Annotated in this window: 14 protein-coding genes and 1 tRNA gene; 7 read left to right on the forward strand and 8 right to left on the reverse strand. The window is 39.5% G+C overall.

The genetic code is table 11. From position 1 onward, the window contains the following. Positions 1-2,154 precede the first annotated feature (2,154 nt). From EGI31_RS20375 to EGI31_RS20390, 4 genes are all read right to left on the reverse strand, one after another. Positions 2,155-2,228, reverse strand: a tRNA-Arg gene (locus tag EGI31_RS20375). A 52-nt stretch (positions 2,229-2,280) separates the two neighbouring features. Next, positions 2,281-2,586 (reverse strand): NADH-quinone oxidoreductase subunit NuoK, encoded by a 306-nt coding sequence (gene nuoK / locus EGI31_RS20380; RefSeq protein WP_255039008.1) that lies wholly within the window; start codon positions 2,584-2,586, stop codon positions 2,281-2,283. Next, complete coding sequence (locus EGI31_RS20385; protein WP_255039009.1) at positions 2,579-3,097, reverse strand: NADH-quinone oxidoreductase subunit J family protein; 519 nt, start codon at positions 3,095-3,097, stop codon at positions 2,579-2,581. Before EGI31_RS20385 ends, nuoK begins: the two co-directional genes overlap by 8 nt. Next, on the reverse strand, positions 3,098-4,513 hold the full coding sequence (locus tag EGI31_RS20390; protein WP_255039010.1) for a 4Fe-4S dicluster domain-containing protein: 1,416 nt from the start codon (positions 4,511-4,513) through the stop codon (positions 3,098-3,100). It lies immediately after the preceding gene. Positions 4,514-4,567: 54 nt separating this feature from the next. On the opposite strand from EGI31_RS20390, the gene EGI31_RS20395 reads away from it, so the two are divergent. Both EGI31_RS20395 and EGI31_RS20400 read left to right on the forward strand, forming a co-directional pair. Continuing rightward, on the forward strand, positions 4,568-6,151 hold the full coding sequence (locus tag EGI31_RS20395; protein WP_255039011.1) for an NAD(P)/FAD-dependent oxidoreductase: 1,584 nt from the start codon (positions 4,568-4,570) through the stop codon (positions 6,149-6,151). A gap of 61 nt (positions 6,152-6,212) precedes the next feature. Beyond that, entirely contained in the window at positions 6,213-6,833 is a 621-nt protein-coding gene (locus EGI31_RS20400; protein ID WP_255039012.1) for an NUDIX hydrolase, read from the forward strand. Here EGI31_RS20400 and EGI31_RS20405 read toward each other — a convergent pair. Then, positions 6,830-7,711, reverse strand: a complete 882-nt coding sequence (locus EGI31_RS20405) for a serine hydrolase (RefSeq protein ID WP_255039013.1) — start codon at positions 7,709-7,711, stop codon at positions 6,830-6,832. The genes EGI31_RS20400 and EGI31_RS20405 overlap by 4 nt on opposite strands. Before the next feature lie 76 nt (positions 7,712-7,787). Here EGI31_RS20405 and EGI31_RS20410 point away from each other — a divergent pair, with 76 nt between their 5' ends. From EGI31_RS20410 to EGI31_RS20430, 5 genes are all read left to right on the forward strand, one after another. Next, on the forward strand, positions 7,788-9,185 hold the full coding sequence (locus tag EGI31_RS20410; protein WP_255039014.1) for a PQQ-dependent sugar dehydrogenase: 1,398 nt from the start codon (positions 7,788-7,790) through the stop codon (positions 9,183-9,185). Positions 9,186-9,250: 65 nt separating this feature from the next. Next, on the forward strand, positions 9,251-10,192 hold the full coding sequence (locus tag EGI31_RS20415; RefSeq protein WP_255039015.1) for a formylglycine-generating enzyme family protein: 942 nt from the start codon (positions 9,251-9,253) through the stop codon (positions 10,190-10,192). 96 nt (positions 10,193-10,288) lie between these two features. After that, positions 10,289-11,596 carry a Gfo/Idh/MocA family protein gene (locus EGI31_RS20420; protein ID WP_255039016.1) on the forward strand — a complete coding sequence of 436 codons (1,308 nt, stop codon included), beginning with the start codon at positions 10,289-10,291 and terminating at the stop codon, positions 11,594-11,596. Between the two features lie 28 nt (positions 11,597-11,624). Continuing rightward, on the forward strand, positions 11,625-12,308 hold the full coding sequence (locus tag EGI31_RS20425) for a hypothetical protein (protein ID WP_255039017.1): 684 nt from the start codon (positions 11,625-11,627) through the stop codon (positions 12,306-12,308). Then, the gene (locus EGI31_RS20430) at positions 12,301-13,020 is read left to right on the forward strand and encodes a hypothetical protein (RefSeq protein ID WP_255039018.1); all 720 of its coding nucleotides are present in this window, start codon (positions 12,301-12,303) and stop codon (positions 13,018-13,020) included. The genes EGI31_RS20425 and EGI31_RS20430 overlap by 8 nt, the downstream gene beginning before the upstream one ends. Here the strand turns inward: EGI31_RS20430 and EGI31_RS20435 are convergent. Genes EGI31_RS20435 through tsaE form a run of 3 tightly spaced genes read right to left on the reverse strand, consistent with a single transcriptional unit; the run spans position 12,992 to position 15,037 of the window. Further along, a complete protein-coding gene (locus EGI31_RS20435) occupies positions 12,992-13,396 on the reverse strand; it encodes a hypothetical protein (protein ID WP_255039019.1) in 405 nt (134 codons plus the stop codon). The genes EGI31_RS20430 and EGI31_RS20435 overlap by 29 nt on opposite strands. Before the next feature lie 11 nt (positions 13,397-13,407). Further along, positions 13,408-14,625 carry an alanine dehydrogenase gene (locus EGI31_RS20440; protein WP_255039020.1) on the reverse strand — a complete coding sequence of 406 codons (1,218 nt, stop codon included), beginning with the start codon at positions 14,623-14,625 and terminating at the stop codon, positions 13,408-13,410. Between the two features lies 1 nt (position 14,626). Further along, positions 14,627-15,037 carry a tRNA (adenosine(37)-N6)-threonylcarbamoyltransferase complex ATPase subunit type 1 TsaE gene (gene tsaE / locus EGI31_RS20445; RefSeq protein ID WP_255039021.1) on the reverse strand — a complete coding sequence of 137 codons (411 nt, stop codon included), beginning with the start codon at positions 15,035-15,037 and terminating at the stop codon, positions 14,627-14,629. Positions 15,038-15,053: the final 16 nt, after the last annotated feature.

The following is a 15,053-nucleotide window of genomic DNA, read 5'->3' on the forward strand; positions in this document are numbered from 1 at the left end:
CCCAACCTTCTCATCCGTAGTGATACTCTCCAAAACAAAAAAAGCGAACCTTTCGATTCGCTTTGTGACGACACCTTGTCGGCCACGTAGTGATCCAAAGTCGGAAGCGACCCCTGCCCAACCTTCTCATCCGTAGTGATACGCTCCAAAATAAAAAAAGCGAACCGTTCGATTCGCTTTTTGATCGCACCTTGTCGGCCACGTAATGATCCAAAGTCGGAAGCGACCCCTGCCCAACCTTCTCATCCGTAGTGATACTCTCCAAAACAAAAAAAGCGAACCTTTCGATTCGCTTTGTGACGACACCTTGTCGGCCACGTAGTGATCCAAAGTCGGAAGCGACCCCTGCCCAACCTTCTCATCCGTAGTGATACGCTCCAAAATAAAAAAAGCGAACCGTTCGATTCGCTTTTTGATCGCACCTTGTCGGCCACGTAATGATCCAAAGTCGGAAGCGACCCCTGCCCAACCTTCTCATCCGTAGTGATACTCTCCAAAACAAAAAAAGCGAACCTTTCGATTCGCTTTGTGACGACACCTTGTCGGCCACGTAGTGATCCAAAGTCGGAAGCGACCCCTGCCCAACCTTCTCATCCGTAGTGATACGCTCCAAAATAAAAAAAGCGAACCGTTCGATTCGCTTTTTGATCGCACCTTGTCGGCCACGTAATGATCCAAAGTCGGAAGCGACCCCTGCCCAACCTTCTCATCCGTAGTGATACTCTCCAAAACAAAAAAAGCGAACCTTTCGATTCGCTTTGTGACGACACCTTGTCGGCCACGTAGTGATCCAAAGTCGGAAGCGACCCCTGCCCAACCTTCTCATCCGTAGTGATACGCTCCAAAATAAAAAAAGCGAACCGTTCGATTCGCTTTTTGATCGCACCTTGTCGGCCACGTAATGATCCAAAGTCGGAAGCGACCCCTGCCCAACCTTCTCATCCGTAGTGATACTCTCCAAAACAAAAAAAGCGAACCTTTCGATTCGCTTTGTGACGACACCTTGTCGGCCACGTAGTGATCCAAAGTCGGAAGCGACCCCTGCCCAACCTTCTCATCCGTAGTGATACGCTCCAAAATAAAAAAAGCGAACCGTTCGATTCGCTTTTTGATCGCACCTTGTCGGCCACGTAATGATCCAAAGTCGGAAGCGACCCCTGCCCAACCTTCTCATCCGTAGTGATACTCTCCAAAACAAAAAAAGCGAACCTTTCGATTCGCTTTGTGACGACACCTTGTCGGCCACGTAGTGATCCAAAGTCGGAAGCGACCCCTGCCCAACCTTCTCATCCGTAGTGATACGCTCCAAAATAAAAAAAGCGAACCGTTCGATTCGCTTTTTGATCGCACCTTGTCGGCCACGTAATGATCCAAAGTCGGAAGCGACCCCTGCCCAACCTTCTCATCCGTAGTGATACTCTCCAAAACAAAAAAAGCGAACCTTTCGATTCGCTTTGTGACGACACCTTGTCGGCCACGTAGTGATCCAAAGTCGGAAGCGACCCCTGCCCAACCTTCTCATCCGTAGTGATACGCTCAAAAATAAAAAAAGCGAACCGTTCGATTCGCTTTTTGATCGCACCTTGTCGGCCACGTAATGATCCAAAGTCGGAAGCGACCCCTGCCCAACCTTCTCATCCGTAGTGATACGCTCTAAAACAAAAAAAGCGAACCTTTCGATTCGCTTTGTGACGACACCTTGTCGGCCACGTAGTGATCCAAAGTCGGAAGCGACCCCTGCCCAACCTTCTCATCCGTAGTGATACGCTCCAAAATAAAAAAAGCGAACCGTTCGATTCGCTTTTTGATCGCACCTTGTCGGCCACGTAATGATCCAAAGTCGGAAGCGACCCCTGCCCAACCTTCATGTCTATAGTGAGACGCTTCAAAACAAAAAAAAGCGAACCTTTCGATTCGCTTTGTGACCGCACCTTGTCGGCCATGTAGTGATTCAAAGTCGGAAGCGACCCCTGCCCAACCTTCTCATCCGTAGTGATACGCTCCAAAACAAAAAAAGCGAACCTTTCGATTCGCTTTGTGACGGCACCTTGTCGGCCACGTAGTGATCCAAAGTCGGAAGCGACCCCTGCCCAACCTTCTCATCCGTAGTGATACGCTCTAAAACAAAAAAAGCGAACCTTTCGATTCGCTTTGTGACCGCGTAGGGATTCAAACCCCAAACCTTCTCATCCGTAGTGAGACGCTCTATTCAGTTGAGCTACGCAGCCAATTGGACTGCAAAAGTAGTGGTTTTCTTATGTATTCCAAAAAAAATGTCAGTTAATTTTTCAATTCTGTTAGTTTTTCTGGGTTGATATTCTCGTAATATTTCTTTATTTTCAGGATAATTGCCAAGCCCACAGCTACTTCCGAAGCCGCAACTAGCATTATGAATAATGCAAAAATTTGACCCTGCTCTGGGATTTTATCAAATTTACTAAAGGCCACAAAGTTTATATTTACGGCATTTAGCATTAATTCCACACCCATAAGCATCAAAATTAGATTTTTTTTGGTAACTATTACCGCAAATCCTATGGCAAACAATATGGCTGAAACAATAATATAGGGTGTTAAATTATTCATCTTTTTTAGCAATATAAGTGGCACCAATCAAGGCCATCAGCAATAACACACCAATAATCTCTAGTACCAAAACCGAGTCGGTCATTAAATTATATCCAAGGTTTTTGATGTGCTGTTGTGGTTTGAAACTGCTGGTGCTAAACTTTGACTCCAAAACCAAAAATGAGAGTAATAAAGACAAACTGACGGCTATGGTTAGACTAAAAACCATATCCATGTTCTCAATATTAAGCTTACCTTTTCCCATTTTTTTGTTGGAGCTTAGCATGATACCAAAAATAAGTAGTATCAATATGCCGCCTATGTAAATCATGATTTGGGCAGCAGAAACAAACTCTCCACCAGCAAAAACAAATATACCCGCTACGCCCAAAAAGCTCACCAAAAGTCCATAGGATGCATATAAGACGTTTTTTGAAAACAAAACATACAATGCTCCGATAACTGCTATCAAACAAAATATACCAAATGCCACATTGCCATTTTGTAATTCCCTAAGTACTATTTCCATTTATGATTTTGGTTTAAGTTTAGGTACAAATTTGGCTGGACTTACTGGCGTTTCTATCCTTGCTTCAGCCTCATTAATTGAATCAATTGGGGTACTTTCGGTAACTACGGGTTTGAGTTTAGGTACAAATCCAACAGGTTTTGGCGTTTCTCTCGTCTCATTGTTAGCAACTTCCGGTTTTATTTTTGGAATGAATGCCGACGGTTTATTTTCTGATGCAATTTGTTCTGGCTTTGCTTTCGGAACAAATTTTGGCTTGGCATTTTCAACATTTGGTACTGGTTGATAGACTGCCTCCGAAACTACTTCTACTGGTTTTTTGGGAACGAATTTCGGTTTAGAATCACCATCTGATACTGAACTCACTGATTCGTCAGTAGCAATCACCGTCGGTTTTTTGGGAACAAACTTAGGTTTCGTTTCTGCACCTGAATTTTCATTTGCTATTTCAACTGGCTTTTTAGGTAGAAATTTAGATTTTTCTGTTGGAGCAACATTTTCAGTCAGGATCTCTGAAGCACTTAACGGTTTCTTCGGAACAAACTTTGGTTTCGTATCTTCTGATTTAGCTTTAATCGCTTCTGCATTATCTGCTGCAGCCATAATTGGCTTCTTAGGACTGAAAATTGGTTTTGGTTTATCAGCGGTTGATTGTTCTAGGTTTACTGGTGTTGATTCTGACTGAATAGGCTTTTTCGGAGCAAAAATTGGTTTTTTCACGGGTTCAACCTCCGTTTTTACTTGATCAGTCGCTGGTGGCTTAGGCTGAAATGCACTCGGTATTTTTGGTTTAAAAACAGAATCTACCTCTGGATTGGGTGTTGCATCAGTTTTGGCCAATTTGGCTGCCTCTTTTTCGGCAACAAATTGCTCATAAAGATTTCTTTTTTCCTCAGCTTCTTTTTCTGATAAATTAGAGAAGGCCAAGTTTAAAAGATTGACATCTAGCACACTGTAGTCATACTCACTATTCATCGTAAGGCACTCGGTTGGGCAAACAGTGGTGCAAAGTCCACAAAAGCAACATTTGGCCAAGTCGATGTCGAATTTGGCCGCATGAAGTCTCACAGGAGAGCCATCTGAGGTGGTTCGGATCAATTCTGGCGACTTTATGGCTTCTATTTCGATACAATCTACCGGGCAGATTTTGGCACATTTATCACAAACTATACAGTCGTCAATCTCGCAATCTAACTGATATCTACCGATTTCTGGAACAGAAATGCTTTCGTGGGGATACTGGAGCGTTACAAATCCTTCCGAAATTTTGAAATAATTTTCGTCCTGAACATTCAAGGCACCTTTGGTTTTTCTGGCTGCCCACAAATGCTTCAAGGTCAGACTTAAGCCCTTGGTGGTGGTTTTGATTCCTCTTTTTATGTTCTGAAAGAAGGCCATGTGCAAATATAGCTTCATTTTGAAACAATTTTAGTAGTTTTGAGAGAAAATTAAAGGATAAAAACCTTTCCGATGGAAAATATACATGCATTTGTCTTACCTCCAAATATTGCTCTTGATGAGCAACTTTTAGAGCAATTTCTCAGAGATAATTTTAAAATTTCAGCTGACAAGAACTTTTATTTCAGGAAGTTAAAGCAGTCGATAGATGCCCGAAAAAGAGAAGTTAAGATCAATCTAGAAATAGAAATCTCGCTTAATAGTCCTTTTCAAAATGCAGATTTTGTAAAGTATGATTATTTCAAAAAGCAATTTACCAAGACTTTAATAATCGTTGGATCAGGGCCAGCAGGTCTATTTGCTGCACTTAGGTGCCTGGAGCTGGGCATAAAGCCAATAGTATTGGAAAGAGGGAAAGACGTCAGAGCCAGAAGGCGAGACATTGCGGCCATTAACAAGGAGCATATCGTAAATTCGGATTCCAACTATTGCTTTGGCGAAGGTGGGGCAGGGACGTATTCCGACGGCAAACTTTATACCCGTTCAAAAAAACGCGGCGATGTTAGGCGGATTTTGGAAATATTGGTCAATCACCAAGCCACAGAACAGATTTTGGTGGATGCCCACCCACATATAGGTACCAACAAACTTCCAGTGGTAGTGGCCAACATTCGGCAGACAATTCTGGATGGTGGTGGTGAGATTCATTTTGAGACCAAAATGACAGATGTCCTGCTAAAAAACAATAAAATTTTAGGAATAGTAATTAATAACCAAACTGAAATCCTTGCTGATGGTGTCATCTTAGCAACTGGGCACTCGGCCAGAGACATATTTCAGTTGTTGTTCGAAAGAAAGGTCCTGATTCAGGCTAAACCTTTTGCCATGGGTGTAAGGGTAGAACATTCGCAATCGTTTGTGGATCAATGCCAATATCATTCAGACGACAGAGGGCTTTTGCCGGCGGCATCTTATTCTTTGGTTGCTCAAACTTACTACAATCAAATCCAGAGAGGCGTTTTTAGTTTTTGCATGTGTCCAGGAGGTTTCATTGTTCCGTCCTCAACTGAACAACATGAGCTAGTGGTGAATGGAATGTCGCCATCTAGAAGAGATTCTGTATTTGCTAACTCGGGGGTTGTAGTGGCTGTTAATGAGCATGACTGGAAGGAATTTGAGTCATTTGGTCCATTGGCGGCACTGGAATATCAAAAATCTGTTGAGCAAAATGCTTATAAAAAGGTAAGGGAGGCAGTGGGTATGTCCAAAGAATATGTACAAACTATGCCTGCCCAAAAAATCAAAGATTTTTATAGAAGCAAGAAATCTTTTAAATTAAACGATACCTCCTATCAACCTGGACTTTTGGCTATGGATTTCAATGATGTTCTGCCCAAGTCAATTGCGGAGCCATTAAAGGAGGGATTTAAGCAGTTCAGTCAAAAAATGCGTAATTATGACGAAGGCCAGATGATCGGTATTGAAAGCAGAACTTCTTCGCCTGTGAGGGTTCCAAGAGACAAGGAGACGCTGGAACATCCAGAAATTGAAAGGCTCTTTCCTTGTGGAGAAGGTGCTGGTTATGCAGGAGGTATAGTTTCAGCCGCAATGGATGGCGAAAGATGTGTAGAAGCATTTGCAAAGAAGTATTTATAGGTTAGTTATTTCAATTCTCGTTTTTTAAGCCTATCTTTAACTATCAAACTAGAGTCCAAACGTGTATTTTGAACCCTTCGTAAACTCGCTTTCAAGCAAACTAAAAGGTCCTCTACCAGGTGTAGAGTTTCAGAGGAAATTTATGCATGAGGAACGCCTGTTATCTCACATTCAGCCTAACGAAACTACCAGACAAAGTGCAGTTTTGGTAGCTTTTTACCCGTCAGATGGTGAAGTGTTTTTACCATTAATACTCAGACCTGCCTATGACGGAACCCACGGTGGGCAAATGGCACTTCCTGGCGGAAAAATGGAATACGCCGATGAAAACTTGGTAAGAACAGCATTGAGAGAGGCTCAGGAGGAGATTGGGGTAAAGGCGATGGACGTAAATATTATAGGCGAACTAACGGATGTTTTTATTCCGGTTAGTAATTTCATTGTAAAACCTATCGTGGGTTATTTGGACTACAAACCTGATTTTTTCCCTGACAAAAGAGAAGTAGAAAAAATAATTGAGGTTAAGTTTTCGGAGTTTTTAAAGCTTGAAAATAAAGGTATTCGGAGCATCACCGTTGGGAAAAGAAACCTAGTAGTACCCGGCTTTGATATTCAGAATCAGTGGGTTTGGGGTGCTACTGCGTTGATAATTAACGAGATAGTAGAGGTTGTGGTTTCTTAATTCATGTAATCATAAATGAGTTTTGATATTTGGGCCAAGGTTTTGACGCCATCATCTTCATTTTTTAGGTTTTTTGAAAGTAGTATTAATACATATTTTCGTCCGTCGGGTAAAAAAACAATTCCAGAGTCATGCTGAACTCCCTTTATAGAACCTGTCTTATGAGCCACTTTTACGTTTTTCGGTAAATTAGCAGGTATAATCTCATTAAATTTCTGGTCGAATAAGATGTTCATCATCAAAGAGTTATGTGCTTGTGTTGATGCTATGTGTTCAAAAATTTGCATAAGACCGTAAGGGGTGGTTTTGTTATTCAAGCCCGCCTCAAATGCTTTTTGGTCCTCTACACCCCTTAGAACAATGTTTTCTTTGATATTTAAACTTTCCAATAGTTTTGTGACATTTTCAGCACCCACTTTATCTATCAGAATATTCGTGGATAGGTTGCTACTTTTGGTCATCATTTCATAAGTCAGGTCTTGAATAGTCATTTTTTTGCCAATTTTTGCATAAAGTATGTCGTCACTATCGTCGAGTATGCTTAAAGAATAACTGCTTTTATCTACAATACTCTGAAATTCATTCTTTACAATAATTGAATCCGTAATTTTGAATTTTGCTTGTTTTTCCTGATTAAATACCTCCAACATCACGGGAGTTTTCATAGTGCTGGCGGCATGAAAATACTCATGGGCATTAATGAAGATGGTGTCGTTGTTTTGTAGGTTTTTAAAAGCAATGCCAAAACGACCTTCAGTCTGTTCTATCAAACGATTGATTTCATTTACAAGGCTCACGGTCTCTTGGCTTTTTTGGCCTGAAACGCTCACAATTTTAAAACAAACAAAAAGCAAAGAAAGAAGGGCGTATTTTTTCATTATTTTAAAATCAAGAAGAAAAAAAAATTAATTACGTCAAAATTATTTAGTTTCGCAATTGAACCAAGAATCAAATATGAAAAACATTTTACTCGGGCTATTTTTAGTTTCTCATTCTATTATTTCTTTCGCAAAAGAAAATAATGTAATTGACCCTAAAGCTGATGCCATTTTTACCCAATATTGCTCTAGTTGTCATGGTGAAAAGATTGAAGCCTTTGTGGATAGGAAATGGAAATATGGTACCTCTAAAACCGAAATAATCAAAACCATCACCACAGGAGCGGTAGATGCGGGTATGCCTTCTTGGAAAAATACGCTTTCTTCAAAACAAATAGACAATTTAGCTGCCCAAATAGTTAAAAGTCTGGCAAATGTTGATCAATACAAGTTCTCTTCTAAACCTAAAACAAACGTTTTTCAATCTGGAACGATGACACTAAAGTTGGATACTGTTGCTACAGGATTCGACAGTCCGTGGGGAATTACTCAGCTTCCAGACGGTCAGCTTTTAGTAACCGACAGATCCGGTAAACTTTATAAAATTGACCAGAATAAACAGAAAATCGAAATAAAGAATACTCCCAAAGCTCTTTCAAAAGGACAAGGTGGCTTACTAGATGTGGAGATTCATCCACAATATTCGGCCAACGGTTGGGTATATTTGAGTTACTCCAAATTCAAGGAGGAAGCTGGATCAACCTGGACGACAACCGCACTCGTAAGAGGGAAAATAGTAGGGGATGAGTTTACAGAGTCAAAAGAAATATTTGAAGCCAACCCTTATACCAAAACTACCCATCACTACGGTTCTAGAATTGTTTTTGATGGCAAAGGGTATCTTTATTTGAGTGTGGGCGAAAGAGGAAAGCATTTTGAGTATGCACAGGGAACCGATAATGACCTAGGTAAAGTGCATAGAATGTATGATGATGGAAGAATTCCAGAGGATAATCCATTTTATGGCAAATCACCTAATAGTCAGACTCTTTTTACCTATGGCAATAGAAACCCTCAAGGCTTAACACAAAATCCTGTAACAAAAGAAATTTGGGAGCATGAACACGGTCCAAGAGGTGGTGATGAGATAAACATTGTAAAGAACGGAGTGAATTATGGCTGGCCTACAATCAGTTACGGGATAAACTATGACGGAAAACCTATTACCAATCTCTCTAAAAAAGAAGGAATGGAGCAACCACTTCACTACTATTTGCCCTCTATTGCTCCTTCGGGTATGGCCTTTATTACAGGTGATAAATATCCTGCTTGGAAGGGAAGTCTTGTAATTGGTTCTTTAAGGTTTAATTATTTGGAAAGAGTGGTTTTGAAAGATACAAAAGTTATTGAGAACCATAAAGAACTTCTAAATATTGGAAGAATGAGAAGTGTAAAAATGGGTCAAGATGGTTACATTTACATTGGAGTTGAGAATCCAGGAATGGTTTTCAGGTTGCTTCCTTCGGGCAAGTAATTATATTCCTGTGGTTGGTTTGATTTTTTAGTATGTTTTTAAGTATTTAATTATAAGTTTATTATATGTTAAAGGTTGTGCTTTTTGTGTCGTTTTTTCTTTCACTATTTATGGTGGATGATTTTGCGTCTTATACCCAGAATATACCAAATTCTAACGAAAAAATAGAAATGGTAGCCATAAAGGGAGGCAAGTTCTTAATTGGTAGTCCCGAAACAGAGCCCTCTCGAAGACAAGACGAAGGGCCGCAAAAAGAAATTGAAATAAGTCCGTTTTGGATGTCAAAATTTGAGACAACTTGGGATACCTATTTGATTTTTCAAAATAGGGAACTCGAAACGGAGAAAAATCTTAAAGTAGATGCGATTGCCAGACCTACTAAACCATATGTGGAAATGAGTTTCGGGCAAGGCAAAAATGGAGGATTTCCGGTATGTAATGTAACGCAATTCGCCGCAAGAGCTTATTGTAAATGGCTTTACCAGACTACAGGTATTTTTTACAGATTACCAACCGAAGCAGAATGGGAATATGCTGCCAGAGCCGGTACAAATACTCCATTTTATTTTGGAAATAATTCCAAAGAGCTTGGAGAGTATGCGTGGTTTTTCGATAATTCGGATGGAGCCTACAAAAAAGTAGGTGGTAAAAAGCCGAATGCTTGGGGATTCTACGATATGTATGGCAACGTGGCAGAGTGGACCTCGGATTTCTATGAAGAAAACTACTATGCTAAAGTTTCGGTTAAAGATCCTAGTAATCAAAGGTTTGAGCTGTATCCGCATACCATAAAAGGTGGGCATTGGGACGACGATGCTGACATGTTGCGAAGTGCAGCTAGAAGACCGTCAACCCCTCGATTGAAACAACGTGACCCCCAGATACCTAGATCTAAATGGTGGCTAACAGATGCTCCTTTTTTAGGTTTTCGTATTGTGAGACCTTTGTTGGTACCATCTCAAAAGGAAATTGACGCCTATTTCGCCCTTCCCCCTGTAGACGAGTGAAAGTGCGGGCTTTATTTTCCAGCATAGTTTGAAATCCAATTTAAAAAGTCTATTTTCGATAAAAAATAAAATTCAACCATTTTAAAAAATATTAATATGAGCAATTTGGACAGACGATCCTTCTTAAAAACTTCAAGCATTGCTTCTGGAGCATTGTTAACAGCTGCACCTCAAATGAGTTCTGCTTTTTATGCTTCGGCTGCGGATGAAATCAAAGTAGCACTGATAGGCTGCGGTGGCAGAGGTACTGGTGCGGCATTTCAGGCTCTCTCAGTGAAAGAAAATGTTACTCTGGTGGCAATGGCAGACGCCTTTAAAGATAGAGTAGACAAATGTTACACCTCTTTAATGTCAGATAAAAACCCAAAAGTGAAGGCCAGAGTAAAGGTTGCTGAAGAAAATAAGTTTGTGGGTTTTGAGGGTTACAAAAAGGCCATAGCCCTGGCCGATGTGGTGATTTTAACTACACCTCCTGGTTTCAGGCCCATACATTTTGAGGAGGCAGTGGCACAAGGAAAGCACGTTTTCATGGAAAAGCCTGTTGCTACAGATGCTTTAGGAATCAGAAGAGTGTTAAAAGCGGCCGAAGAATCAAAAAAGAAAAACCTCAAAGTGGTAGTAGGTTTACAAAGACATTATCAGAAGTCTTACCTAGAAACTTACGAAAGGGTCATTAATCAGAAAATGATTGGAGATATTGTGTCGGCTAGGTGTTATTGGAACAACGATGGTGTTTGGATGGTGAAGCGTGAAAAGGAAATGACCGAAATGGAGTACCAAATGCGTAACTGGTACTATTTTGTTTGGTTATGTGGTGATCATATCTGTGAGCAACATATACATAACATAGACGTAATAAACTGGTTTAAAGGAGGTCATCCGACGGAGGCAATAGGAATGGGCGGCCGTGAGGTAAGGAAAGGAAAAGAGTATGGTGAGATATTTGATCACCACTATGTGGAGTTTCAATACGGCGATGGCATGATTCTAAACAGTCAGTGCAGACATCAGCCGGGTACGGTTTCCAACGTTTCGGAGCATTTGGTCGGAACTAAAGGTCGTGCCACAGAGGGGAAAATAACTGATATTGCAGGAAACAGCATTTGGAGGCACCGTGATACTGACGACAAAAATCCTTACCAAGTGGAGCATGATGTATTATTTGATTGCATTGTGAACAACAAACCTATAAATGATGCTGAAAATGGTGCAATGGCTACCATGACGAGTATATTGGGTAGAATGGCCACCTATTCGGGGCAGAAAGTTAAATGGGAAGATGCACTTAACTCAAATATCAATCTTATGCCAGATAAGTTTGATTGGAATGCTATGCCAAAAGTACTACCAGACAGCAACGGTTTTTATCCAATTCCTGTACCCGGTAAAGATAAAATCATTTAATACTTTCAGAATTAACACTGATTTTTGAATGAGAAGAATTTCTTTTATTTTTCTAGTAGGCCTTGGCATTACTGGTATTTGCACCAAGTTATTGAAACTCGAAACCTATTTCGATATCTTTCTTGGTTTGTTCATACCAATCTTGATGTTTTACTATACGGGAAAAAAAAAGAATGATAATTTAGATCCTGAGTATGCCGTGATAGGTGGCTTGGTTTTACTTTTTGTATCTGATATTCTTGAACTTAGTTATTTCAAGAATTTTATATTTAAGGATAAGATTCAAATTGTTCTTCATTTATTGGTTCAGTTTTTATTTCTAACAGTTTTTAGAAAAGAGGGAGCTATATTAGTGCAGGAATCAAAAGTCGATGTTTTTAAGATTTTTATTCCTGCACTTCTTGTTTTTTTGATGTTTGGTTATTTCGTTTTTGAAGAAAATGAAATTCTAAACTATTTCTTACTAATTGTTTTTGCTATACAGCTAGCCATATTTTTGATCTTAACCATGTTCAGGCCTGTCAACAACTATTCTTTTTATTTTGGAGTGGCCGGTGTTAGCTTTCTTTTATTGTACGGGCTATTCTATTTTTTATTTACCTTTGGACCTCATCATAAAACCTTCTATGACATTAGTTTCAGCTTTTATGTATTTTCACAGGTCTTCCTGATTGAGAGTTTCTCAACAAACGTAAAAACTGAACATGAATAGGAATCTACTTCTTTTTGGCTCGATAATTTTACTTTTGATCGTCGAGATTTTCCTCTATCGGTTTGGTTATATTTACTTAAACATTCTCTCGAAATTCTTCATAGCTGCTCTGCTTATTTATTTTTACAAAATGCAGCACGGCGGTAATATTATTTACACCGATAAAATTTTCTTTACAGCTTCTTTTTTTGGTTTTCTGGGCGAAATAGTCTTTGTATTTCAAAACACCGAAGTTTTGAAGTCTATACTTTTGTTTTTGTATCTTATTGAACACCAGTTGTATATCGTGTTGCTAAGGTATCCAGGATTTCAGAAAAAGAATATGACCAATTTAGATTTACTTAGAAAAGGCTGGCCATATATACTAACAGCTTTTCTATTTTTCGGTTTCTTTTTGATGGAAATAGTACCAGATTCAATATTCGTATTGATGATATTTTACGTTTTTCAGTTTGCTATTTTGGGTGCTTATTCTCTTATGCTCAACAATAATTTTGAAGGTAAAAAATACATTATTGCGGGCGTGTTTGTGATGGCGGCTACTGACATTATATCGTCTTGGTATGTTTTTCTTGGCGATTTTTGGAATGATTATCCAATTATACGAACACTGTATATCGCTTCGAAATTTCTATTGGTATGGGGTTTTGCACTTAATCGCAAAAGAGTCATTTCTGACTCTGTTAATCATTGGGGAACGGAAGATATATAAAACCCGCAAACGCATTGTCTATCACAAAAAGGCAGCAATATTCTTCGGGGTCTTTGTAGTTTTCCTTAAAAAACTCAATCGATTCTTCTCCTATCATTCCTCTAGTTAAAAACTCTTCCAAATAGCTTGCTTTGTATTCGTAAATGGTCTTGAAATCTTGTTTTTGGAACAAGGTAACGCCAATTTCAACCGAAGTTTCAGCTAAGACAAAAATAGGATTCTCAGAGTATTTGCGTTTTATTATCTGATAGGCGGCCTCTTTTAAGTGTTCGGATACTTTTATAAAATCAGAAGAAACCTTCCCCATCAATTTTTGATTGATTTCTGGTGAATTTGCATCATCCATCAATGCGTTTTCGTTACTATGACTTATCATCTTTTATTGAATTAAAATCTGGCCGATAAAATCAGTCCTAGGTCTTTATATTTTAAATTATATCTTTTGGCAAGGTGTAGATTGGTCACACTTCCTTTGTAACACACCACACCTTTCATAAACCATTTATTTTGAAAAATCATTTCATTTACTCCTCCCAATCCTTCCGTTTTTATTAGAACTGGTGTGAAAATATTGCTTAAAGCTATGCTGGCCGTATGAGCAAAACGCGATGCGATGTTTGGCACACAATAGTGAATAACCTCGTGTTTTTTGAAAACAGGTTTGCCATGACTCGTCATCTCGGAAGTTTCGCAGCAGCCACCTTGGTCAATGGCTACATCAATAATCAACGAATTGGGTTTCATTTGACTCACCATTTCTTCTGTTATTACTTGTGGTGCCATGCCTATTTCACTTCTTAATGCTCCAATTACCACATCTGCCTCTTTGATGGCTTGACCAAGGTTAACTGAGTCTATTATTGAGGTGAAAATCCTACTCCCAACGGCATATTGTAATCTCTGCAGTCTGTACAATTGCCTGTCAAATACTTTAATATTGGCTCCCAAACCCAGTGCAGACCTCGTTGCAAATTCACCTACTGTTCCTGCTCCGAGTATGACAACATTTGTTGGAGGCACCCCCGTTATACCACCGAGTATTATACCTTTTCCGTTGTTTACACTACTCAAATACTCCGTTGCAATCAATAATACCGCACTTCCCGCAATTTCGCTCATCGCCCTAATGATAGGAAATTCGCCAACTTTGTCCTCAATAAATTCGAAGGCGATAGCCGTAATTTTCTTTTTGTTGAGGTTACTAAAATAGGTTTGATCTAAGGTTGGCAGATTGAGCGTAGAAATTAACGTGGTGTTGGGTTTAATAAAGTCAAACTCTTCATTTTTAAGAGGTTCTATTTTTAAAATTATGTCATTTTCGAAAATCTCTTTGTGGCTGTAAACTATCTGAGCTCCAGCATTGGCATAATCTACATCGGAATAGTTGGCACTTTGACCTGCGAGCGTTTCCACTGAAACCGACATGCCATTTCTTACTAAAATAGCGACGGCATCTGGTGTTAATGCTATGCGTTTCTCAAATTCAGACGATTCCTTGGGCAAACCTAGGCTTAGATTAAACTGTTTGGCTTGAATCGCGAATGGGGATTCTTTCGGACTAATGGCCGATGCTCTCGCCAACTCTTTTAAAGTATCAGTTGCCATCTTAATTAATAGTTTTTACAGAAATATTTCGAGAAAAATTTTGGGCGTGTTCAATCACAATTTCAAGCTTGGGGAGAGGAATAATACTCTCTATGATTTGCGGCCATTCGACCCAACACATTTTGCCTGAGTCGAGGTATTCTTCAAGTCCAAAGTCTAGAGCTTCCTCTACTGATTGCAGTCGATAACAATCAAAGTGAAAAATTTTGTGGTCGTATTCATTAACATACGAAAAAGTAGGACTGCTGATGGGGTCTATAATTCCTAGTTTTTTTGCCAATATTTTAATCAAAGTTGTTTTGCCAGCACCAAGATTACCCTCAAATGTCCAAATCGGAATTTTACTTCCTATTCGAATAATTTCATCGGCCACCGCAGACATATCCACTTCTTTGATTTGTAAAAAATTCAAGCGTTTTAATTTTTTA

Origin of the sequence: Lacihabitans soyangensis (assembly GCF_024343775.1) — a bacterium.
Lineage (GTDB): Bacteria > Bacteroidota > Bacteroidia > Cytophagales > Spirosomataceae > Leadbetterella > Leadbetterella soyangensis.